The 23788-nt window shown below is 62.5% G+C and carries 15 protein-coding genes and 2 pseudogenes; 8 read left to right on the top strand and 9 right to left on the bottom strand.

Features of this window, described 5'->3' with window-relative positions:
* Nucleotides 1-10 precede the first annotated feature (10 nt).
* From AC0L3S_RS17510 to AC0L3S_RS17490, 5 genes are all read right to left on the bottom strand, one after another.
* A complete protein-coding gene (locus AC0L3S_RS17510) occupies nucleotides 11-1354 on the bottom strand; it encodes a c-type cytochrome (protein WP_473265337.1) in 1344 nt (447 codons plus the stop codon).
* Nucleotides 1351-3528 carry a xanthine dehydrogenase family protein molybdopterin-binding subunit gene (locus AC0L3S_RS17505; RefSeq protein WP_473280089.1) on the bottom strand — a complete coding sequence of 726 codons (2178 nt, stop codon included), beginning with the start codon at nucleotides 3526-3528 and terminating at the stop codon, nucleotides 1351-1353. The genes AC0L3S_RS17510 and AC0L3S_RS17505 overlap by 4 nt, the downstream gene beginning before the upstream one ends.
* 8 nt (nucleotides 3529-3536) lie before the next feature.
* The gene (locus AC0L3S_RS17500) at nucleotides 3537-4001 is read right to left on the bottom strand and encodes a (2Fe-2S)-binding protein (protein ID WP_473280087.1); all 465 of its coding nucleotides are present in this window, start codon (nucleotides 3999-4001) and stop codon (nucleotides 3537-3539) included.
* Between the two features lie 444 nt (nucleotides 4002-4445).
* Nucleotides 4446-6335, bottom strand: coding sequence for a sensor histidine kinase (locus AC0L3S_RS17495; protein WP_473280085.1), 1890 nt, complete (start codon nucleotides 6333-6335; stop codon nucleotides 4446-4448).
* Between the two features lie 261 nt (nucleotides 6336-6596).
* Entirely contained in the window at nucleotides 6597-6932 is a 336-nt protein-coding gene (locus AC0L3S_RS17490) for a hypothetical protein (RefSeq protein ID WP_473265329.1), read from the bottom strand.
* A gap of 178 nt (nucleotides 6933-7110) precedes the next feature.
* On the opposite strand from AC0L3S_RS17490, the gene AC0L3S_RS17485 reads away from it, so the two are divergent.
* Nucleotides 7111-7374, top strand: coding sequence for a hypothetical protein (locus tag AC0L3S_RS17485; RefSeq protein WP_456766261.1), 264 nt, complete (start codon nucleotides 7111-7113; stop codon nucleotides 7372-7374).
* A gap of 1054 nt (nucleotides 7375-8428) precedes the next feature.
* Here AC0L3S_RS17485 and AC0L3S_RS17480 read toward each other — a convergent pair.
* Nucleotides 8429-9853 (bottom strand): methyl-accepting chemotaxis protein, encoded by a 1425-nt coding sequence (locus AC0L3S_RS17480; protein WP_473280083.1) that lies wholly within the window; start codon nucleotides 9851-9853, stop codon nucleotides 8429-8431.
* A gap of 109 nt (nucleotides 9854-9962) precedes the next feature.
* Nucleotides 9963-11711: a methyl-accepting chemotaxis protein gene (locus tag AC0L3S_RS17475; RefSeq protein WP_473280081.1), complete on the bottom strand. Its 1749-nt coding sequence runs from the start codon at nucleotides 11709-11711 to the stop codon at nucleotides 9963-9965.
* Nucleotides 11712-11915: 204 nt separating this feature from the next.
* Between AC0L3S_RS17475 and AC0L3S_RS17470 the strand changes: the two genes are divergently transcribed.
* The 6 genes and pseudogenes from AC0L3S_RS17470 to AC0L3S_RS17445 all read left to right on the top strand — a co-directional run.
* On the top strand, nucleotides 11916-12662 hold the full coding sequence (locus tag AC0L3S_RS17470; protein WP_027515523.1) for a YebC/PmpR family DNA-binding transcriptional regulator: 747 nt from the start codon (nucleotides 11916-11918) through the stop codon (nucleotides 12660-12662).
* Between the two features lie 71 nt (nucleotides 12663-12733).
* Nucleotides 12734-13261 (top strand): crossover junction endodeoxyribonuclease RuvC, encoded by a 528-nt coding sequence (gene ruvC, locus AC0L3S_RS17465; RefSeq protein WP_007599969.1) that lies wholly within the window; start codon nucleotides 12734-12736, stop codon nucleotides 13259-13261.
* Nucleotides 13258-13875 carry a Holliday junction branch migration protein RuvA gene (ruvA, locus tag AC0L3S_RS17460; protein WP_027515524.1) on the top strand — a complete coding sequence of 206 codons (618 nt, stop codon included), beginning with the start codon at nucleotides 13258-13260 and terminating at the stop codon, nucleotides 13873-13875. Before ruvC ends, ruvA begins: the two co-directional genes overlap by 4 nt.
* Before the next feature lie 155 nt (nucleotides 13876-14030).
* Complete coding sequence (gene ruvB / locus AC0L3S_RS17455) at nucleotides 14031-15065, top strand: Holliday junction branch migration DNA helicase RuvB (protein ID WP_247446360.1); 1035 nt, start codon at nucleotides 14031-14033, stop codon at nucleotides 15063-15065.
* A 129-nt stretch (nucleotides 15066-15194) separates the two neighbouring features.
* Nucleotides 15195-16112 carry a metallophosphoesterase gene (locus tag AC0L3S_RS17450; protein WP_473280079.1) on the top strand — a complete coding sequence of 306 codons (918 nt, stop codon included), beginning with the start codon at nucleotides 15195-15197 and terminating at the stop codon, nucleotides 16110-16112.
* Between the two features lie 69 nt (nucleotides 16113-16181).
* Nucleotides 16182-16262 (top strand): annotated as a pseudogene (locus tag AC0L3S_RS17445) (acyl-CoA thioester hydrolase); the annotation flags it as partial.
* Here AC0L3S_RS17445 and AC0L3S_RS17440 read toward each other — a convergent pair.
* Nucleotides 16244-17947: a recombinase family protein gene (locus AC0L3S_RS17440; RefSeq protein ID WP_259217620.1), complete on the bottom strand. Its 1704-nt coding sequence runs from the start codon at nucleotides 17945-17947 to the stop codon at nucleotides 16244-16246. The pseudogene AC0L3S_RS17445 and the gene AC0L3S_RS17440 overlap by 19 nt on opposite strands.
* Nucleotides 17948-18686: 739 nt before the next feature.
* Nucleotides 18687-18847, bottom strand: a pseudogene (locus tag AC0L3S_RS17435) (IS256 family transposase); the annotation flags it as partial.
* Nucleotides 18848-20323: 1476 nt separating this feature from the next.
* On the opposite strand from AC0L3S_RS17435, the gene AC0L3S_RS17430 reads away from it, so the two are divergent.
* Nucleotides 20324-23428 carry an efflux RND transporter permease subunit gene (locus AC0L3S_RS17430; RefSeq protein WP_259217619.1) on the top strand — a complete coding sequence of 1035 codons (3105 nt, stop codon included), beginning with the start codon at nucleotides 20324-20326 and terminating at the stop codon, nucleotides 23426-23428.
* Nucleotides 23429-23788: the final 360 nt, after the last annotated feature.

The following is a 23788-nucleotide window of genomic DNA, read 5'->3' as shown; positions in this document are numbered from 1 at the left end:
ACATTGGGACCTACTCCGCCGTCTGCTCCCTCAACTCAGCCACATCCTTCGCCGTCAGCTTCGATCCCTTCGCACCGAACCGCGCCGTGACATAATTCGCCACCGCCGCGATCTCGTCATCACTGTAGGCGCTGCCGAATGCCGGCATCGACAGCGCCCCATCCGGCGTGTGGCGCTTGGTGCCCGAGATCACGATCTGCGCGACGTTGATGGCGGCGGGGTCGTTGACGGCCCAGGTGCCGGTCAGCGTCGCCATCGGCGAGACCGGGCTCTCGCCGCTCCAGCCGTGGCAGCTGGCGCAGGCGCTGGCGAACATTTTCTTGCCGCGCAGATCTGCCGTGATGCCGTCCTTGTGCGAGGCGGGCGCGACCGGCGCTGTGGTTGCGGGCAGGTCGGGCGAGGGCTGCGGCGGCACGCTGCGCAAGTAGGCGACGACGCTGCTTATGTCCTCAGGCGCGAACTGGCTGAAACTGTGGTCGACCGCTTCACCCATCGGCCCCGATGCCGAGCCGTGGCCCGGCGCGTGGCCGAGCGACAGATAGGAGATCAGGTCCTCGTCGCGCCAGTTCCCGAGACCAGTGGCCTTGTCGGAGGAGATGTTGAAGGCGCGCCAGCCGGCCGTGATCGCGCCCGCGAATTTCTTGCGGTTGTCCAGCGCAAAGCCGAGATTGCGCGGCGTGTGGCATTCGCCGCAATGCGCCAGCGCCTCCACGAGATAGGCGCCGCGATTCCACTCCGGGCTCTTCGACGTATCAGGCGCAAAGCGCGTGTCGGGATTGAACACGGCCGACCAGACCATCATGGCCCAGCGCTGGTTGAACGGGAACGACAGCGTGTTCTCCGGCGGCTTCGCGCGCACCGCCGGCAGGCTGAACAGATAGGCCTTCACCGCCAGCACGTCCTCGTCGGTCATGTAGGTGTAGGACGTGTAGGGCATCGCCGGATAAAGCCGGGCGCCGTCATGGCGCTTGCCGCGCTGGACGGCGTTGAGAAAATCCTGGTCGCTGTAATTGCCGATGCCGGTGTCCTTGTCCGGCGTGATGTTGGTGGAATAAAGCGTGCCGAACGGCAGCTTGAAGCCGAGCCCGCCGGAATAATCCTTCTCGCCCGGCTTGCTGTGGCAAACCATGCAGTCGGCCGCCTTCGCCAGATATTCGCCGCGTTCAACCAGGCTCGCCTTCTCCAGCCTGGCCGGCACGCCGGCCGGCTTGCCGGCGCGGTAATCCGCCAGCGCCACCTTGGTGCCGCCGGCGAAGTCGAGCGGACCGGGCCCGCGGATGAACCAGACGCCTGATACCACCGCGACAATGGCGATCACGACGATGCCAGTGAGGATACGCATCTTGCCGCTCATGCTTTTTTCCCCGCAGCCAGCAGTTTCCGATCGATCGGCAGGCGCCGCAGCGCGACGCCGGTTGCCGCGTAAATGGCGTTGCGCAGCGCCGGCGGTCCGGCATTGACGCCGGCCTCACCGATGCCGCCGGGCGCCTCGCCGCTCTTGACCACGAAGACCTCGATCTTCGGTGTCTCGTTGATGCGCATCATGCGGTAGTCGTGGAAGTTAGACTGCTGCACGCGGCCCTTCTCGATGGTGATCTCGCCATAGAGCGCTGCGGTGAGGCCGAACACCAGGCCGCCTTCGATCTGCGCTTTCACCGTATCGGGGTTGACCGCGATGCCGGTGTCGACCACCGAGACGATGCGGCGGAGCACGATCTCGCCGAGATCGTCGATCTCCGCCTCGACCACGGTCGCGAGGAAGCTCGCAAACGACGGCTGCACGCAGATGCCGCGGCCGACCCGCGGTGGCAGCGGTTGGCCCCAGCCGGATTTCTCGGCGGCGAGATTGAGCACCGCGAGCATGCGCGGATTCTTCGTCAGCATCGAGCGGCGGAATTCGACGGGGTCCTTGCCGGCCTTGCGCGCCAGCTCGTCCATAGCGCATTCGACCGCGAACACGTTGTTGTTCGGACCGACGCCGCGCCAGAAGCCGGTGGGCACCGCCGGCGGTTCGGCGCGGACATATTCGACATGGAAGTCGGCGAAATCGTAGGGCGCATCCACGGCGGCATCGACCGCGTCGATGTCGATACCCTTCTGGAACGCCGGCGGCAGCCAGCGCGCAATCACCGCCGAGCCGGCGACCTTGTACTTCCAGGCCGCGACCTTGCCGTCGACCAGCGATGCCGTGACCTGGTCGCGATAGACCGGGCGATAGACGTCGTGCTGGATGTCCTCCTCACGGGTCCATATCACCTTGACGGGGTAGTCGACCTGTTTTGCGATCTTCACGGCCGCCACCACCATGTCCGGCTCGAGCTTGCGGCCGAAGCCGCCGCCGAGCAGATGCTGGTTGACGATCACCTTGTCGACGGGGAGGCCCGCGGCCTTCGCCGCCTCCGACTGCACCCGCGTCATGATCTGCGTGCCGGTCCAGATCTCGCAGGCATCAGGCCTGACGTGAACGGTGGCGTTGATCGGCTCCATCGAGGCGTGCGCAAGGAACGGCAGTTCGAAGCTCGCCTCGAACCGGTCGCCGCTCGCGAGCCCCTTGGCGATGTCGCCGACCGATTTCGCGACCACGCCGTCCTTCGCGCTGGCGGCGCGCAGATCCTGCCAGATATCCTGTGTGCTGAGCTTCGCGTTCGGTCCCTCGTTCCACTCGATCTTGAGCGCATCGAGGCCTTTCTTCGCGGCCCACATGTGGTCGCCGATCACTGCGACCGTGTCCTCGAGCACCACGATTTTGCGCACGCCCGGGATTTTCACCGCCGCGCTGTCGTCGACCTTGCCGACCTTACCGCCAAAGACCGGGCAATTGGCGATCGCGGCGATCTTCATGCCGGGCAGGATTGCGTCGATGCCGTAGACGGCCTTGCCGTTGACCTTGTCTGGCGTGTCGAGCCGCTTCAGCGGCTGGCCGATGATCACGAAATCCTTGGGATCTTTGAGCGGCACGTCCTTCGGCGGCGTCTGGCTTTGCGCGGCGAGCGCCAGCGCACCGTAGGACAGGCTGCGGCCGCTTGCGGCATGCACGACCTCGCCCTTCGATGTCGAGCAGCTTGCAGGCTCGACCTGCCACTGCGCCGCGGCAGCCTGCACCAGCATCGCCCGCGCGCTGGCGCCGGCTGAGCGCAACGGTTTCCACCAAGCACGGATCGAGGTCGAACCGCCGGTCGCCTGCAGGCCAAAGGCGGGATTGGCGTAGAGCTGGTCGTTGGGCGGCGCGTGCAGCACCGCGACCTTTGCCCAATCGGCATCGAGCTCTTCGGCCAGGATCATCGAGATCGAGGTATAGACGCCCTGGCCCATCTCGACCTGCGGCATCAGGAGAATGGTGCGGCCGGTCTCCTCGATCCGGATGAAGGCGTTCGGCGCGAACTTGCCGTCGGTGGTATCGCGCGGCTGCTCAGGCTCGTTGACCGCGGCGCGCAGCGGCAGATGGAAGGCGAGCAGGAAACCGGTTGCGAGACCGCCAGTCAGCAGCGAGCGGCGGGAGACCTCGGGAAGAGTCTTGTCGGCGATCATGGCGGACCTCACGACTGACGGGCGGAGGCCGCCTGCTTGATGGCCTCGCGGATGCGCACATAGGTGCCGCAGCGGCAGATGTTGCCCGCCATCGCGGCGTCGATGTCGGAGTCGTCGGGGGTTGGCGTTGCCGCCAGCAGCGCCGCGGCCGCCATGATCTGGCCGGACTGGCAGTAACCGCACTGGATCACTTCGGCATCGAGCCAGGCCTTCTGCACCTTTGCGCCCGCCGGTGTGCTGCCGACATGCTCGATCGTGGTGATGGCGCGGTTCGCGACCGCGCTGACCCGCAAGACGCAGGAGCGGACTGCCTTGCCATCGACGTGCACCGTGCAGGCGCCGCACTGCGCGATGCCGCAGCCGAACTTGGTGCCGGTCATCCCGAGGACGTCGCGCAGCACCCACAGCAGCGGCATGTCAGGTGGCGCGTCGAACGATTTCGTTTCGCCGTTGATGGTGAGAACAGTTGCCATATGCATCCCCTTGCTCGCTCGATCGCTTGCGGCGATCTAGTCATCGAATTCGCGCGCACAATAATCATATCGATGCGAAACGATGAAGCGTCGACATTTTCAGCAATGCATATTTGCGAAGCGAACGCGTCAGGCCATGACGTTCACGAATTTGTGCGGCGATCGCTGCGGTGATTTTAGGCTAATTGATATGATAAGCGTCATTTTCTGACGCTTTTTCTTCACATGCGCCGTTCATTGCCGCAGATGATCGTGCGAATGCGCAAAATCATGCGATGACGAAAGTCGTGCGATTGTGGAAGTCAGACGGCGAGCACGTCTGACGGGATCAATTGCAGCGGCTCATTGTTGTGCCCTCTCCCCTTGTGGGAGAGGGCCGCGATGCCGGTAGACGCAGGCTCACTCGGGTGAGGGGTCGGTCTCCGCGTATGGCCGCCGTTGTGATCAGCCGACGAAGGGAAGCCTGATCGTGAACGAGGCACCGCCGTGCTCCCGATTTCTCGCTGATATGAACCCGTTGTGCGCGTCGATAATGGTGCGCGCAATGGACAAGCCCATGCCCATGCCTTCCGCTTTGCTGGTGTAAAACGGTTCGAAAACCTCGTTTAGTTTATCTTCGGTAATGCCGGGCCCGCGATCCGACACGGATAACTCCGCAAACTTCTCAACGCGCGAAGTCCGAATGCTGATGCTGCGATGTTCAGGCGGCATATCCTTCATCGCCTCGATGCCGTTCATTACAAGGTTCAGAACAACCTGTTGAAGCTGAATGCGGTCGCCGAGGATCGGTAGCGCATCCGCCGTGATCACGGTGGCCATTTCGAATTTTCGGCTGACGGTTAGCGCCGAAAGAAATCTGATCGTCTCTTGCACAACCTCATTGAGGTCCAGTTGCTTCAATTCGAACGGCGCCTTCTTTAGGAGGCTGCGCATCCTGCGAATGACCTCGGTGGCACGCCGGTCATCCTGTAAAATATCGTTCACGATTTCCCTGAGTTCAACAACATCGGAAAGTGCAGCGATATCGGGACGCTGCGATTGCAGGATCGCGGCTGCGGTTTCGGCGTTCGTCAGAATAGACCCGAGCGGCTGGTTGATCTCGTGAGCAATCGAAGCGGTCAGTTCGCCAGCGGTCGCGAAGCGATTGACGTGGGCCAGTTCAGCCATGCGCTGTCGCGACTGTACTTCGGCGAATTGACGCCGACGATGCTCAAACAGCAAAAGCGCGATCAGTCCCGCTTGCGCGAGGACAAGCGCGATAGTGAACGTGATTTGCCACCGATATCGCTCCCACAACGTGGGCTCCCGGAAGTAAACCGTGCTGTCAGGCGGCAGTCTGCTTTGGGAAATCCCCCACCGCTGCAGTTGCCGCCAGTCAAACATAGGCGCGGCCAGCGGGACAAAAGTCGGCTTGATGTCGGCGACATTTTCGCCGTTAAGGATGCGAAGCGCGACTTCCGCCGCCTGCTTGCTTTGTCTGGAAACGACCTGCATTGGTCCACCGACGATGCCCTCTCCAAAAAAACTTTCGTCGTGAAAAAAGATGGGCGCATTGGCTACGGTGTAAAATCGGGTAAACGCACTGTTGCCCTCATGCGCCACTCCCGCCGCATCGACATTCAATCCAATCCAGAAAATAGCACTGTGCGGCGGAAGGTTGCCGGCATCCTTGAGCATGTCTTCGAACGAGAGCTCGTTGTACCATCGAAAATGGACACGATCCGCGAACCGCACGGTGGACTTGGCGACCTCGTTACGCCACCAGGTTTCGCTCGGCGAAGCACCGACTACGATGGCAATCGTAGTTGTTTGAGGTAGGACCTGCAGGATATTTTCAAAGAAAACACGATCGTCGTTCGTGATTGCCACGACGGTGTCGTACTTGGTCAATTTATCGAAGTCGACGCGGCGTCGCTCTACCAGAGTGTACAGCATCGGCGTAGTTGGAAAGAGGTCTTTGCGATGAGCCTGCACGAAATTGGCAGCAGGCGCACCGATCGCGACGATCAGGTCGGGCGGCTGGTCTATATTGAGGGAACGAAGATACTCGACAAAGGGGGCGTCTGACTTGTCGCTGCTTCGCCGGGCATTCAGCAGCGATTGGTCTTGAAATTCAATGGATGCCCGGCGGCTCAGCTCGGCGCGAAGGGCTTCCGAATAATCAGTCCAAGGTCTGAACCTAAGACCGAATGAATGCAGCATCAGTACTCGCTTTGGCTGTGGATCAACTGCCGCACTTTGGCTTGTCGTCGCGATCAACAATGCGATGGTCAACGCAACGGTGAGGCTCCGCACGCGACAGGTTCGCCATGAGCGAGACAGCCAGAAAAGCATCGCACTCCGAGCCCCGATCCAAGTGGAGTACCGTATCCGCTCGATCAGATTATCAACAAGCGGAGACAAGGGAAACTGCGGGGCAATTCTGACACAAACAGGTCCGCAAGAGTTCATAGCGACGCGGTCGCGCGGTCCCTGCAATAGGCCGCGTCGCCCAGAGTACCTGCAGACCGATGACGCAGGTCGCCATCATCGGACGGTCACCGTCAGCGTTTGCGCGCACAGAGGGCAACCCGCGCTATCGCGCGTCGCCACGGATTAATAGGCGCAAATATAGTTCCCGTAAGCATCGTAGCAGCTGCGGCGGTACGCAGCAGTGCCAAGGGCAGCCGCGCCTACCGCTGCCGCTCCCACACCGTAGCCCCGATAGCCGTAGCCGCGATAACCGCCACGATAGCCGTAGCCACGGTAGCCTGCGCCGCGCACTGCGACAGCGCCGCCGCCCCGCGGTCCTCGAACCGCGACCGCACCGCCGCGGTAACCGCCGCCACCCCGATAGGCACCTCCGCCGCGCCGAGCCTCGGCATCATCGGGGGTCAAGCAGACGATGAGCAAAACGAAGGCGGCAAGAGGAGCGAGAATATAGCGGAGCATGATGGAACCCTTCCATGAATTCATTGAGCCCCGCTCGCGAGATTGCGGCTCACTCTGCGCGTGAGGTTGATGTAGATCAATCGAACCCGCGCACTGCGACGCCTACGCTATGCTCAGCCGCACCTGAGGCGGCTTCCGTCACCCTTCGGTGACGCAAGTGCGAAGAGGGAGGTCCGCCATGCATCCGAGGAAGCTTCTTTCGATCAAGTCAGTGACGGTCGCGGGCATTGCCGCCAGCGGCCTGCTTGGGCTTGCAACCCTGTCGCTTAGTCCAACCCCAGCCAAGGCGGTGATTTACTGCCAGTACGTAGAATATCCGGCGGGTTGCGTTGCCCGGGCAGGCGTCGTGCTCAGGCCGCGCCCGGTGGCCCGCGCCGCAGTCCGCCACAACGCCGGTGGCAATGCGAATGGTGGCGTCAATCGCGTTGGAGCCGGGCGGTAAAGGCCGGTTTCGCAAGCCAGCAAGAAGCCGTCATCGTTTCGTCCCGGTGGCGGCTTTTCTTGGTCTGGCGGGGATAGGCACTAGTACCGCCGGGGCGGCATTAGGGCATGAAGCACACTTGGTACGTCACTTTTGAAGTGCCGCCGGACGGCACACTGTCAAGACGGCGACACCCGCGTCTAACGAACACGTTTGAAAGCGAAGCAGCAGCTAAGGATTTTGCGCGAACCAAATTCAACGACGGACTGATCGTCACTGCAGGGACTATCATCCCTCACTTTCCGAGAGTGTCGATCCCATCGACCGAAATCCCAACGTGGCTTGAAGCGCCCGGCGAAGTTGATCCAGATCAATAAGTCGGGGACCGGCGCTGGTGACATGCTCTGACGGGGCAGCAACCGGGAGCCTGAACATGAATGAACGTTCGGAGCCGAAACAGGTCTGTCGTCGCAACGCACTCACTTTCCTTGGATGCGCAGCGGTGTTTGGGTTTGTGGCCTCCTCCTCAATTTTTGCAGCTTCAGAGGCGGTGGCCCAAACCACTGCGCCAGCCGCCGCGCCTGCGACGCCGCCAGCCGACGCGCCCAAGTCGGGCACAGAACGCCGCCAGGAGCGACGTAGCGGGCGAACAGAGCGCCGCCAGGAGCGCCGCGCCGGCCGCACGGAGCGGCGGCAAGCACGGCGTACAGGACGCGACGAGCGACGGGACGCTCGCGACGGCACCCCGGCCACTGCGACGACCACAGAGCAAAAGAAGTAGTCCGTTGATTTGGCACGCACAGCTACCGGGCCACCTCAGCGTAGGCCCGGAAGGCCGTACAGCGTGCGGCCTATCGAAATCGGCTTCTCTCGGAAGGGGAGAAGGGAAGAGGAGGGGTTGAAGATTTCGGAATAATAGCAGTATGCACCTGTTTTGCCCGACGGCGCAACCGCTTTACGAGCCGCCTAAGCCACGGATTCGTCCGGCACTTAAGCCATTGATTCTGCTCGCCCTGGCTACTGTGCATGGGGTTGTTTTTCAGGTTTTCGACTCCAAGGGCCGCTGGAGCGGTCCTCAGCTCTGCCGAAAGCCCATCCGGAAGGCGCCCCAGTGCTTGCCGCGGATCATGATCGGTGAGGACAGGTCCTTCATCAGCACGAACTGACCGCCGCCCATGTCGCGGCGATAGGTCTGCAGCAGGAACGGCTTGGTGTTGGCCGCGACCTTCTGCACCGCGCGTTCGGTGAACAGGCGGCGGTTGCGGCAATTGGCGTTATTCCAGACCGGGTCCTTGCCCTGCGGCAGGCGGTAGTTCGGGTTGTGGGTCGGCAGATAGCCGCCCTTGGCCCAGGCGACGCAGAACACGATGCGGGGATCGGACTTCTGAATCGGATCCTGGATCGCGGGCAGCGCGCGGTCGGTGAATTCGACGTAGTCAGTGTTGTACTGCTTGGGATCGGTGCCGGGGATTTCCCGGTAGTTCTCGTCCATGAACTGGTCGAGCGTGATCTCGCCGCGGCCGATGGCGGCTTCGAACTCGTCGGAGATCCGCTTGGCGGTCTCGACGACTACGCGGATCAGCGGCGCATCGGATGTCTCCACGCCGCTGTCGGCGATCAGTGCGATCAGGCCTTCGGACGTATCGAGCAGCTTGGTCACGCGCTGATCGGCGTTCTTGAGATCGCGCGAGGAGAGGTCGACGCCCTTGGCGAGCTCGTTGAGCTCGCTGATGACGGTGTCGCAGTGTCCGAGATTGGAGGTCGCCGCGCGCGTGACGCTGCCGATCTCCGCCTCCACGGAGGCGAAGCCCTGCTGGACCCGCGAGATGATGCCGGAGATCCGCTGGGCGCCTTCGCCGGCGGTCTTTGCGCGCTGCGAGGCATCGCTGCTCTCGCCGATCAGGCCTTCGATCTGGCCGTCGAGATCGCGCATGGTGTCGGAGATCTGGTGTGTGGCCTGGCGGGTGGCTTCCGCGAGGTTCTTGACCTCGCTTGCGACCACCGCGAAACCGCGGCCGGCGTTGCCGGCGCGTGCCGCCTCGATGGTGGCGTTGAGCGCGAGCAGGTTGGTCTGCTTCGCGATCGCCTCGATCGACCCGGACACCTTTGCCACCTGTGCCAGCGCCGAACCGACGGCGCTCAAGCGCGCTTCGATCCGCTCCACCGCCGCGACAAGCTCGGAGATGTGGCTGACCGCGGCGTCGACCGCGCCGCGCGATTGCGCGATCTCGCCGACCGCCGCCGACGTGGTCGTTTGCACCGCCTGCGACGCATTGGCAATGTCGTGATTGGCGGAGACCATCGTCTCGGCGGTTTCCTGCAGGTGGTGGAACCGCTCCGACTGGTTCGCGACGCGGCTTGCGACTTCCTGGACGTTGCCGGCGATGTCAGCGAGTTCCACGCCGAGGCCGCCGATGCGATCGGCGAGCTGATCGATCAGCCGTTCGGCAAGTGTTCGGTTGGAGCCGGTGTCCAGTACTGCAAATTGTACGACGGACATGTCTTGAGAGTCCTCCAGTCAGAGCCGTTCGCCGGCTCTCCGCGGCATTCCCATTCCAATTCCGGTCTTAAGAGGTGATTCGCGCCTTGGCGTCTTGCCTGAGCGCGCACTAGAGCTTGTAGGCCGTCCTGAATCCGCCCCAGTGCCGGCCCTGCACGCGGATCGGAACGTCGATCTCGCGCATCATCACGGTATTGCCGTTGCCCATGTCGCGCGCATAGCTCTGCACCAGATACGAGCGCAGGTTGCGCGCCGCGGCCAACCCCGCCGGATCGTTGAACATCCGCCGGTTACGGCTGTTGGCCGTGTTCCAGGCGGCGTCGCCCGGCCGCTGCGGATGCGAGTAGATCCTGTTGTGCACCGGCAGGAAGCCGTTGCGATCGACCATGGCGCAGAACGCCAAGCGCGGGTCCTTTGCCAAAAAGGCTTCCTGGAACGCCGGCAGCGCGCGGTCGGCCCAGTCCAGATATCGGGTGCGGTACTGCTGCGGATTGGTTCCGGCGATTTCGGCGTAGTCGGTGTCGAAGAGGTCGTCGATCTTCACCTCGCCGCGGGCAACCGCCTGCTCGAAGATCGCGGTCAGCGCGTTGCCCGCTTCCATGGCGCGGGTGACGAACTCGGTGTTTTCTTCGTGGATCGACCAGAGCCGGTCCTCGATCTTCTCGTTGAGCGCGGCATCGGGATTGACGAATTGCGCGCGGGCGCCGGCCTTGGATTGCTCGACCACGCGCAGGCGGCAGGCGCCGACACCCTCGAGGCTGCCTTCGACCATGGCTTGCGATGCAAGGCGGTCCGCCTCCGCGCCGCCGATCAGCACGCCGTCCATCGATATCTCGTAGACCGGCAGCACCCCGCGGGCGGTTTCGAGCTTCAGATGGCAGGGCAGCCGCTCGGTCTTGCGGCGGTCGTCGTGCTCGCTCTGGCGCAGCAGCACGGCGCAACGCGATTTCAGTTTCTGGGCGAAGGCGGTCACGGCCTTGCCTGCGCTGGCGACGTTCTCGCCGTGGCTCTCGGCCGCCTTGGTCGCGGCATCGATCTCGGCTGCGCTCTCGCCGACCGAGATGATGAACTCCGACGCGCTGGTTGCGTTGCCGGAGACTTCGCTGGTGGTGGCGTTCTGTTCAGCGACCGCGCCGTTGACGGTCTCGAATACCGGGCGGATGGCCTCGATCGCCTGCGAGATGCGGTGCACCGCATCCGCGGAGCCGGCGGCATCGCGCTGCAGCGCGTCGATCTTCCTGGTGATCTCCTCCGTCGCACCCTGGGTCTGCACCGCGAGTGCCTTGACCTCGGTGGCGACGACCGCAAAGCCTCTTCCCGCCGCGCCCGCACGCGCGGCCTCGATGGTCGAGTTGAGCGCGAGCAGCGTCGTCTGCCGCGCGATCTGCGCGATCAGATTGACGACGTTGCCGATGGCGGCCGAGGATTCGCGCAAGCGATCGACATTGGCGCGGGCTTCCTGCGCCGCGGCGCTGGCCTCGTCGGCGAGCTTGCCGGCCTCGCGGACCTGCGCCCCGATGCCCAGCGCGGACTGGGTGAATTTGTCGGCGGCATGGGCGAAGGTGGAGGCATTCGATTGCGCGGCATTGGTCCGGCCGGTCAGTGCGTCGGTGCGGTCGCGGATGGCGGCAAGCGTCGTGGCGGTCGCCTCGGCGCCGCCGGCCACCGAATTGGCGGCGCGCTCGAGCTGGCGAATCATGGCGCCCAGCTCGAGTTCCAGCAGTTCCAGGATTTCCTTGGCCGAATCACCTTCGACGGCCGCGGCGGGCTCGGAATGGGCCGCCGGCTGCGCAGCCTGCGGGGCAGCCGCAGTTGCAGCTATGTCCGGCAGACGCTTCCGAAATAGTCCGAACGCCATCAGGTCTCTCTTGTCGGGGGACGGTCGAGGCAATTTTCGCAGGCTGGAATGAAATCAGGGTTAACGATGCCTGACATCTAGGCACGGGCCCATACGGTGTTACCTTAAAGTCGTAGAGCCTCTTTCTTTCCAGTGGGGTGGCGGCCTATAAGGCCGCGCTTCCCACGCTCACCTTGGCGCACGGTTCCCTAGAGAAGATCACGCATGGCCGGACATTCCCAATTCAAGAACATCATGCACCGCAAGGGGCGGCAGGATGCCCAGAAGTCGAAACTGTTCGGCAAGCTGGCGCGGGAAATCACCGTCGCGGCCAAGCTGGGGACGCCCGACCCCAACATGAACCCGCGCCTGCGTGCGGCCATCACCGCGGCGCGCCAGGAGAACATGCCGAAGGACAATATCGAGCGCGCCGTCAAGAAGGCGCTCGGCAATGACGGCGAGAATTATGACGAGATCCGTTACGAGGGTTACGGCCCCGGCGGCGTTGCCGTCATCGTCGAGGCGCTGACCGACAATCGCAACCGCGCGGCTTCCGACATCCGCTCCTTCTTCACCAAGTCCGGCGGCAATCTCGGTGAAACCGGCTCGGTCTCCTTCATGTTCGACCGCACCGGCATCGTCGAATACGACCGCAGCGTCGCCTCCGACGATGCGGTGCTCGATGCGGCGATCGAGGCCGGTGCCGATGACGTGATCTCGAGCGAAGGCGGCCACGAGATCTACGCCTCGACCGAAGGCTATCGCGACGTCGCCAAGGCGCTGGAAGCCAAGTTCGGCGAGCCGCGCAAGGCCGCGCTGATCTGGAAACCGCAGAACACGGTCGCGGTCGACGACGAGACCGGCGAGAAGCTGTTGAAGCTGATGGACCTGCTCAACGAGCACGACGACGTCCAGCACGTCTACGCCAATTTCGAGGTGTCGGACGCGCTGCTGGCGAAGATGGGCGGGTAAGGGGACACTTCCCCTGTTACTTCCGTTCCGTTTCTGTTTCCCCCACGGCGGCCAGCCGCTATCACTGGGCCATGACGACGCTCCCGATTCGTGGCCCCGTTCGCATCATCGGCATCGACCCTGGCCTGCGCCGCACCGGCTGGGGCGTGATCGAGGCCGAGGGCAACCGCCTGATCTACGTCGCCTGTGGTTCGGTGGAGCCGCCGGACGATTTGCCGCTGGCGAGCCGGCTGCTCGCGATCCATGAGGGGCTCGCCGCTGTCCTGTCCGGTCACAAGCCGATGGAAGCCGCGGTCGAGCAGACTTTCGTCAACAAGGACGGCGTCGCGACGCTGAAGCTCGGCCAGGCCCGCGGCGTCGCCATGCTCGCGCCCGCAATGTTCGGCATCTCTGTTGCCGAATACGCGCCGAACCAGGTGAAAAAGACGGTGGTCGGCGCCGGCCACGCCGACAAGCAGCAGATCGCGATGATGCTCAAGATTTTGCTGCCGAAGGCCGATCCGCCGTCCGCGGACGCCGCCGACGCGCTCGCCATTGCCATCACCCATGCCCATCATCGCCAGAGCACCGCGCTGCGGCTGAAGGTGGCAGGCTTATGATCGGCAAGCTCAAGGGCCTGATCGATTCTTACGGCGAGGATTTCGTGATCCTCGATGTCGGCGGTGTCGGTTATCAGGTGCATTGTTCGACGCGCACGCTGCAGCATCTGCCCTCGCCCGGCGAGGCCGCCGTGCTGTCGATCGAGACCTATGTTCGCGAGGATCAGATCAAACTGTTCGGCTTCCGCAGCGACCAGGAGCGCGAATGGTTTCGCCTGCTCCAGACCGTGCAGGGTGTCGGCGCCAAGGTCGCGCTTGCCGTGCTCGGCACGCTACAGCCGTCCGACCTCGCCAACGCCATCGCGTTGCGCGATAAGGCCGCGGTGGCGCGCACGCCCGGTGTCGGCCCCAAAGTCGCCGAGCGCATCGTCACCGAATTGAAGGACAAGGCGCCGGCCTTTGCCAATGTCGACCCGGCGGTCGTGCACCTCGCCGGCGCCGTCGACGACCAGCGCGCGCCGCGACCGGTCGCCGATGCGATCTCCGCGCTGGTCAATCTCGGCTACGGCCAGCCGCAGGCTGCGGCCGCCATCGCATCGGCATCGCGCAGCGCCGGCGAGAGCGCCGAGACCGCGCAGCTCATCCGGCTGGGCCTGAAGGAGCTGTCGAAGTGAGTGCGGAAATGGTCAATCTCGTAGGGTGGGCAAAGCGAAGCGTGCCCACCATCTATAGAGCGATCAGCAGCATGGTGGGCACGGCGCGAAGAGCGCCTTTGCCCACCCTACGATCTTCGGGAGTCCGCTGAGTGAGCGATCCCAAAGCCAACCGCATGGTCACGCCCGAGCGCCGCAGCGATGATGTCGGCGACACTGCGCTGCGCCCGCAATCGTTGTCCGACTTCGTCGGCCAGCAGCAGGCGCGCAAGAATCTGTCCATCTTCATTGAGGCGGCGCGCAAGCGCGGCGAGGCGCTCGATCACGTGCTGTTCGTCGGCCCGCCGGGCCTTGGCAAGACCACGCTGGCGCAGATCGTGGCCAAGGAGCTCGGCGTCGGCTTTCGCGCCACGTCGGGTCCGGTGATCGCCAAGGCCGGCGATCTCGCAGCACTCCTCACCAATCTCGAAGAGCGCGACGTGCTCTTCATCGACGAGATCCATCGCCTCAGCCCTGCGGTGGAAGAGGTGCTCTATCCCGCCATGGAGGACTTCCAGCTCGACCTCATCATCGGCGAAGGCCCGGCGGCGCGTTCGGTGAAGATCGAGCTGTCGAAATTCACCCTCGTCGGCGCCACCACGCGCGCCGGCCTGCTCACCAATCCCTTGCGCGACCGCTTCGGCATTCCGATCCGGTTGAATTTCTACACGATCGAAGAGCTTGAGAGCATCGTCACCCGTGGCGCCCGCGTGCTCAATGTCGGCATGAGCGCAGATGGCGCCAACGAGATCGCGCGCCGCGCCCGTGGCACGCCGCGTATCGCCGGCCGGCTGCTGCGCCGCGTGCGCGATTTTGCCTCGGCGGCCGATGCCGACCGGATCGATCGCAAGATTGCCGACCACGCGCTGAGCGCGCTCGAGGTCGACGCCGCCGGCCTCGATGCGATGGACCGCCGCTACCTCACCACCATCGCGCAGAACTATGGCGGCGGCCCGGTCGGCGTCGAGACGATGGCCGCCGCACTGTCGGAGCCGCGCGACGCGATCGAGGACATCATCGAGCCCTATCTGATCCAGTGTGGCTATCTGCAGCGCACCCCGCGCGGTCGCCTGCTCACCTCGCACGCCTTCCGCCATCTCGGCATCAGCGAGCCCTCGCGCGATGCGGCGGCACAGTTCGGCCTGTTCGGCACCGACGAGAGCGATGACTGATCTGCGCAAGTGCAGCCTGCTCCTTCTATCATGAATTTCCGGTCATCTCGTGCAGACGGTCTGCACAAACGCACCCCATTTCTGCTCCAATAGCGTCGCATCAAGAAGCTGCATCACGATCGGGCTTCCATGATCACGCGCCGTCACCTCATCCGTTCCTTTGGCGGCCTGTCCGCTCTCGCCGTCTCGACCGCGGCCTACGGCGTCGGCGTCGAGCCGGTGCTGCGGCTTGGCGTCACCCGCTATCATCCAATCCCGTGGCAATGGCCGGCAGATTTCCCGCTGAAGATCGCCGCAATCGCCGACATCCATGCCTGCGACCCCTGGATGTCGCTGGAGCGGATCGAAGCCATCGTCGATCGCACCAACGCGCTGAACGCCGATATCATCGTGCTGCTCGGCGACTATGTCGCCGGCCTGCACCAGGTCACGCGCATCATTCCGGCGAACGAATGGGCCAAGGTGCTGGCCGGCCTGAAAGCGCCGCTCGGCGTTCACGCCGTCATGGGCAATCATGACTATTGGGTGGATCGGGCCGTGCAGCAGGCAGGCCACGGACCGACGGTCGCGCATCGCGCGCTGGAGACGGCCGGCATTCCCGTCTACGAGAACGAGGTCGTGCGGCTCACCAAGGACGGCCGCGCATTCTGGCTCGCCGGCCTCGGCGATCAACTCGCCTTTCTGCCGGCGCGACGCTTCCGGAGCACGGGACGCTTCGGCGCCGACGATCTCGACGCGACGCTTGCCAAGGTCACCGACAACGCACCGATCATCCTGCTCGCGCATGAGCCTAATATCGCGCCGCGCGTGCCCGCCCGCGTCGCGCTGCAACTGTCCGGCCACACCCATGGCGGCCAGGTCCGCCTGCTCGGCTGGTCGCCGGCGGTTCCGCCGCAGCACGGCCTCCGGCTCGCCTATGGTCATGTCCGGCTGAAATGCGACGTCATCATCTCCGGCGGCCTCGGTTGCAGCATCATGCCACTCCGCGTCGGTGTGCCGCCTGAGATCGTCGAGGTCACGCTGGGTCGGGGGCCGGTGGTCGTCTAGCCACGCTTGCGCAGCCGGCCGTTTTTGCGCAAAACGGGCTGGCTACCGAAATGCGAAGAGGCTCGTGACGTGACAGCTCATCTCGACGGCGAGATCCGCGACGGCCGCCACCACATGCAGGTCCGCGTCTACTACGAGGACACGGACTTCCCTGACTTGCCATTGTCGTAGTATGCAAACGTGCTGATCTCTCGCTCCTTGCTGCGGTTTTCGGGAAAAAGGTTCTTTCCGCAAAGCGCGGAGCTGTTCAGGTAGGGCGTATATTCGTAGGGCATCCGCTTGCGAACCGGATGCACTACTATGCATTCAATCAAGTTGCGGAAGGCAATGCGAGTTTCGATCGCCTTCGGATTGGTTTTGAGCGCGGTGATAAGCCTTCTAACCTCCGAGGAGTATCGGTCACTGAATTTCGGGCGATCGAAGCCAACTATATTTTCGCCGCCACCGCCCAGCAGCCGCAAGCGCTCTTCAACGCTTTCCCGCTCCAGGTCGCACTCATCGATCCGCTTGAGCAATTCGTCCGGCTTGCGGCGGCTATTTGCGATGGCATAAGAGAGGCGTTCGATCTCGGTAGTCAATACGCGGCGTCGACGCTCTAGCTTATTGTGTTCGCTACCATTGTTCCGATCGTTTTTGCGCTCCTCCTTCCAAGTACGCATCGCCTCTTCAATGGCTTTCGGCGAAAGCAATTTCACCTGGATTTTTTCGGAGGCATCCTCGAGCAGAACGTCCATATCAAAGCTACGGGTGTGCTCGCAGGTGCCCCGCTGATGCGCGCTCGCGCATGCCGCGCGCGGCGCACCGTTACGCGAGGATTGAGCGATTCGCATATGGCCATTGCAGACGCCACACCGGAGCACACCGGCAAGCGGGTGCTCATTGTTGCGCGGACTCACGGCGCGACGCCGCGGCTGGCCAGTCGGTCCGAACATAGACACCGCGCGCACCCTACGAACCTTCTGCGCTAGATCCCAGAGCCCTTGCGGAACGATCCGCAGCTCTGGCTTTTTGACGATAATGTGGCGTTCTGCCGGATTGCGGCGCTTCTGTTTCTTCTGCGTCTCTGGGTTAAGAATTGTCGAGCGAACGTTCCAATGTATCTCGCCGATGTATAGTTCGTTGCCGATAATGCCGCGACCATGCCGACCGCCTGTGATGCACTGATGGTTCCAGGTGGTGCGACCCGCCTTGTTCTTGTGACGAGTTGCCCCTGGTGAGGGCACGCCTTCGCGGGTGAGGTCAGCGGCGATAGTTCGGGTCGAGCGGCCCGCTGCATATTCTTTGAAGATGCGGAGCACAATCTTTGCTTCGTTCTCATCGATTACGCGCTCGCCGGGCGCGCCCGGCCTTGGCCGATAACCATAGGCGTATGAGCCCGGAATTCTTCCGTTCGCAACAGCGTTGTCATGGCCGCGCCGAACCTTTTCGGCGAGCTGCGGCTTGTAAATCGTGTTGTACAGGCTTGCGATGCTAATGTCAGTGGCGGTCGCGTAGACTCCTTTCTGATCCATCAGCTCAACGCCGTTGAACTCGAAAACCTGCTTGAGACGCTGGATGGTTGCGGGATCGCGCGACAAGCGGTCGAAATGCTCAACGACGACTACGTCAAACTGCCGGCTTCGCACACCGTTGAGCAAGCGCTGATAGCCGTCCCGCGCACCTTCGGTAAGACCAGATTTTGCGGCATCCACAAACTCGCCGACGACATCGAGGTTGTTGCGCAATGCGACCTTGCGGCAGAGTAACAGCTGACCGTCAATCGAGCTCGCCTTTTGCATGTCGCTCGAATAGCGCGCGTATATTACGGCCGTTTTCTTCGATGACGGTGTCGTCATGCCGGTCCTCTATCGGCTGCCCCGAGCCATGATTTTCATCCCGTGCGATCTGACGTCCGATGGCGCGCGCCAACTCAAACCAGATTTCCTCATTGTCCGGATTATCCCAGCTCTGAGGATGGGAGGGGGCAAGCGGTCGAATGGTCGCTCGTTGTCTTCGGAAAGATCGAATGCGGGCAGGCATTTGCAAACTCGCGAGCGGAAGCTAGCGTAAATTTCCGCGCTGCGCTACGGCCAAGCCGCAGCGATTACTCGCAACGCGTCCTCATGCTGGCTTCGGCAGCGTCGAATGAAAATGAAATTCGTCAAGTGCCGCAGCGTGCGTGAGGGCATTCCTGGCGATGAGGCGCGTAGTCCAGAGCAGAAATGCTAAGCAAAGCGGAGTAAAAATACTGTCGGCGGCGTAAGTTTGTTATCGGGTGCGGGTGCGGGTGCGGGTGCCCGGTGCGTAGGAGCCGTCCTCGGTTCCCCACAGATTGTAGTGGCTGCCGCAGAGCCCCGGCGAACTGTAACGTTCAGCCCAGACGCGGTGGTCCGACCCCAAGGACCCTTCGATGATTGGGTCTTTTCTTATTCCGCTTGTTCGATCGCTCTTGCGTCGAGGCTCCAAGAGCCAGCAATCGCGTCTTCGTGAGCTCCGCAGTAGGGCGCGAAAAGCACTGTCAGAAATACTCGTGTTCCTCAGCATGCTGTAACTGGCGCTCGGGCAACCGGTTCGCCGGCAAGAGGGCCGGGCCGGTCAGCTGGCGGCCGGAAGGCTGACGCTCGAATCATCGCTCAAAGGCGCGATGGTTTCTAGCGTCATGTAACGGGCGCGCTGGACGGCCCATTGTCGTTCTGTTCGAGCAGGACCGCTCCAATGAGGCGAACCATGGCCTCCTCGTTGGGGAACATGCCGACCATATGTCCAAACCGGTTCACAGCCTTGCTGCACCACATCGAGAAAGACGCTCTGCTTCGGGCGTTTCGACGACAAAAGCCCGCAGGCCGGCGCGGAGGTCGATGCGATAAGGGAGGCAAAGTACGAAGAGGGGCTCACGGACCTATCCGCGATCTCTGCGCACGGGTCCACACTGTCCCTACCGGCTACAGCCGGTGCGGCGCGTCTACATCCCCAAGCCGACGGGGGTAGGCGGCCTCTCGGTGTGCCGGCCGCTAGAGGACAAGATCGTCCAAAGCGCGGTGGCCGAGGTGTTGAGCGCCGCCTATGAGCCCGAATTCCTCGGGTTCTCCTACGGCCTCCGGCCGGGGCGGGATCCTCAGATGGAGCTTGATGCCCTGGATCCGGCTATCATGACATATCCAGTGTCTTCGATTCGGTCGACCACGAGTGGCTGCTGCGGATGGTGGCGCACAGGATTGCCGATCCTCGTATCCTGCAGCTCATCGAGATGCGGCTGCGAGCTAGCGTTCGTGAGAGCGGCGAGAAGCAGGACACACGCCGCAAAGGGCAGGATCAGTCCGCTCCTTTCCAACATCTTCCTGCATTACCTCCTCGATCGCTGGGTCGACCACTGGAGCGGTCGCCATGCACGCGGTCGCGTTGTGACCGTGCGCTTTGCGCACGACTTCGTCATCGGCTTCGAGAGCAAGGCAGATGCCCAGGAAATGCTCTTGGCCCTCAAGGCGCGACTGGCCGGCGCTCCATGCGGACAAAACCCGGTTGATCGAGTTGGGCGCGGTTCGCGGCCGTCCCGCGTCAGCCGCGCAGCGAGCGGTGGCCGAGACCTTCGCCTTCCTGGGGTTCACTTACTTTGCGGGCGGACCCAAGATGGCCGGTTCATCGTGAAGCACAAGACCGAAGGGAAACGCCTGTGCTCTCGAGCAACATCACAAGTCTCGCGCGGCTCATGCGGGCGTCGCTCGTCGACAAACGTTGGTATAGGTTATGCAACCCGTTCTATATCCCCGGCTTACCTCTGTAGAGTTGAGCTGCCCGTCGGCTTGTCTGTAGTTTCAGCGTCGAAGCTGGATCGTCCGAAGGGTGGGGCGGCGCGAAATCCTAAGCTGAGTTGATAAGTGTGCTGCAAGGCATTGCTGCCATTGAGGCGTGGGACGAGGTTAAATGGAAATACGTCAGCCCACTTCCGCGTTGGAGGTCCATCAGCACATTGTGTGCTCCCTCCAGAAGCAGGACCCAGTGATCTTGGACATCGGCTGCTACGACGGAGCTGACTCTTTACATTGTCTGCGGCTTTGCCCAGAGGCTCAGCTCTACTGGTTCGAGCCGGATCCCCCGGGGCGGTTGCTAGCTTAAGAGAAACATGGGGCTCTACCCTGAGAAGGTCCCCTAGCCACAGTCGCCGCGTTGATGACTGTTGCTGTAGCCTGGCTTACTGGCGAATTTCCGTCAGTCTCTTGAATGCGAGCATCGCGATGGCATTTACCGAGCTCTTCATCAAACGTCCGATATTGTCTATCGTCGTCAGTCTCCTGATCCTGCTGACCGGCATTGGTGCGGCCACCGTTTTGCCAATCCGGCAGTATCCTAAGCTGACCAACACGGTCGTCAATATCACAACCTCTTATCCTGGCGCCTCCGCCGACATGATCCAGGGGTTCATCACCACGCCCCTTGAGCAAGCGCTCGCTTCGGCCGAAGGCGTTGATTACATTACGTCCTCCTCGGTGCTCGGTGCCTCGACGATCCAGGTCTATATCAAGCTCAATTTCGAGCCCAACGAGGCGCTCACTGAAGTGCTCTCCAAGGTCAACTCGGTCAAATATTTAATCCCTAAGGAATCGAACGATCCGGTCGTCACCAAATCTGCCGGTCAGACCACAGCTGTCATGTATATCGCCTTCTCCAGCGAAGAACTGACGGCCAGCGCGATCTCCGACTATCTCTCGCGCGTGGTGCAACCGATTATGTCAACTGTAGACGGCGTCGCAGCGGCAGACATCCTCGGCGGCCAGAGTTTTGCGATGCGGTTATGGCTCGATCCCGCGAGAATGGCGGGCCACGGCGTGTCGCCAGCTGATGTTTCGGCTGCAATCGCGGCCAACAACTTCCAGGCTGCGGCCGGCCAGACTAAGGGCTATTTCACTCTCTCCGACGTCACGGTCAACACTGATCTGCGGAGTGTTGATGACTTCAAGCGCATGATCGTCAAAGCCAACGACGGCGGCTTTGTGCGCATGGAGGACATCGCGACAGTCGAGCTTGCGGCGCAGAGCACAAACGCCAGCGTCGCGATGAACGGCGAACACGCGATCTTCGTCGCCGTGCAGGCGAGCCCAGAAGGTAATCCACTGAACATAGTGCGAGGCGTTCGGGCACTGCTTCCAGAAATGAAGCGCAGCCTGCCGCCATCGCTGAAGATGGAAGTGGCCTACGACTCCACCAAGTTCATCCAATCATCGATAGACGAGGTGGAGAAGACGCTCCTTGAGGCGGTCGCGATCGTGGTGTTTGTGATCTTCCTGTTCCTGGCCTCCCTGCGGTCTGTCATCATTCCGGTCGTCACCATTCCGCTGTCCATTATTGGCGTCTGCAGTATGATGCTGGCGCTGGGGTTCTCATTCAATCTGCTGACCCTCCTTGCGATGGTGCTTGCGATCGGTCTCGTGGTTGATGACGCAATTGTCGTGGTGGAGAACGTTCATCGCCATATGGAAGAAGGTGCGTCGCCCGCGCAAGCCGCTACGAACGGCGCGGGCGAGATCGTCGGCCCCGTCCTCTCCATGACGATTACGTTGGCCGCCGTGTACGCGCCCATCGGCTTTCTCGGCGGCCTCACCGGCGCGCTGTTCCGCGAATTCGCGTTTACACTGGCGGGTTCGGTGATCGTGTCGGGCGTGATCGCGTTGACGCTGTCGCCCATGATGTGCGCGGTCTTCCTGAAGAGCGCTGAAGAGGGGCGGTTTGCAAAGTTTGTGAATCGTGTGTTCAGCGCCATGACGCGCTGGTACGGCCGCAAGCTCGACCGCTCGCTCGACTATCGCCCGATTACCGGGCTGTTTGCGCTGACCATGCTGGGCCTCGTCGCCTTTCTGTATATGCATACTTCCAAGGAACTCGCACCCGAGGAGGATCAGGGCATCGTATTCGCACTGACAAAAGCGCCGAAATACGCCAATATTGATTACCTGGATTATTACGGCGCCAAGCTCGACAAGGCACTCCAGAAGTTTCCCGAGACGGATTTTCGCTTCGTGCTCAACGGCATCAGCGGTCCGCAGGGCGGCATGGCCGGGATGTTGCTTAAGCCTTGGGCCGAGCGCAAGCGCTCATCGATCGCGCTGAAATCGCTGGTCCAGGTCGAGCTGTCCAAACTGGAAGGCATCAACGCATTTGCCTTTAGCTTGCCGCCGCTTCCGGGCGGTTCGGGCGGCTTACCAGTGCAGATGGTGATCAAGTCGACGCTCGGTTTCCAGTACATCTACGAGCAGATGTCGGAGCTGAAGGATGCCGCGCGCAAGAGCGGTCTGTTCATGGTCAGCGACTCTGACCTTGAGTTCAACCAGCCGGGGGTGCGAATCAAGGTCGATCGATCCAAGGCGAGCGACCTTGGCATCACCATGCAGAACGTCGGTAGCGCGCTCGCGACCCTCCTTGGCGGAAACTATGTCAATCGCTTCAACCTGCAGGGCCGCTCCTACGAAGTGATCCCGCAGGTGCCGCGCGAGAAACGCCTGACGCCGGAATCACTTGGGAGCTATTATGTCAAGACAGCGGCGGGCTCGATGCTGCCGCTATCGACCGTGGTCTCCATCGAGACTGCGACCAATCCGAACGCACTCACCCACTACAACCAGCTCAACTCCGCGACCTTCCAAGCCGTACCGATGCCCGGCGTCACGATCGGTCAGGCTGTGGACTTCCTCGACGTCGAGGCAATGAAACTGCCCGCAGAGTTCAGCCACGACTTCCTCGGGGACGCCCGTCAATATGTGCAGGAGGGTAACAAACTAGTCATCACCTTTGCGTTTGCACTCATCGTCATTTTCTTGGTGCTTGCGGCGCAATTCGAAAGTCTGCGCGATCCCCTCATCATCATGTTCAGCGTTCCCATGGCAATCGCCGGCGCCTTAATCCCGCTATTCTTTGGCTTGGCGACGATGAACATCTACACCCAAATCGGACTGTTGACATTGGCTGGGCTGATATCCAAGCACGGTATTCTGATGGTCCAGTTCGCCAATCAGCTGCAGCTCAAGGAGAGACTCGATTCCCGCTCGGCCATCGAGATGGCGGCGCGCGTCCGCCTCCGTCCAATCTTGATGACCACCGCGGCGATGGTCACGGGCCTCTTACCTTTGTTGACCGCAACGGGTGCTGGCGCCGCGAGCCGCTTCTCGATCGGGCTCGTGGTCGTCGCGGGCATGTCCATCGGCACGCTGTTCACGCTTTTCGTGCTGCCGGCGCTCTATGTCGCGATCGCGTCGGATCACCGCGCCGACGCGAGTTCCGATCACGTCCAGAACGCCGCCGAGCTCGCCTTCGTCGGAGCATCCGATGCCCACTTGGCCAAGCGATGATCCTAACGATCAACTCGGGTTTGCTCGATCGCGCCGCTAGCGTAGCGGCGCTGCTCGCCGACCGCGGTAACTTGATCGCACTGGGTGCCTGCAGTTCATGGCGGCGGACAGGAAGGATGATCCGCGGCTGCTGCGCTTCGTCTCGATCTACTGCTTGCCCGAGGTGAAGGACTACATCGTGACCAAATACGGCCGCTTCATTGTGCAGATGTGGTGAGCGACGGATGCCTGGGAGGGTTTCACGGTCCCTTGCGCGTCCGGACCTTCAAGCCGGTGGTGCGAAGCTTGGGGGGAATCATGTGTTCGGCGAAGAGCGCGTCGCGGATCCGTTTCTGGTCCGACAGGCGGATGCTCTTGTTA

It is taken from the genome of Bradyrhizobium sp. Ken01 (assembly GCF_055807355.1).
Note: the sequence above shows the minus strand (reverse complement) of the source record. Positions and strands in the feature narration are given on the sequence as shown.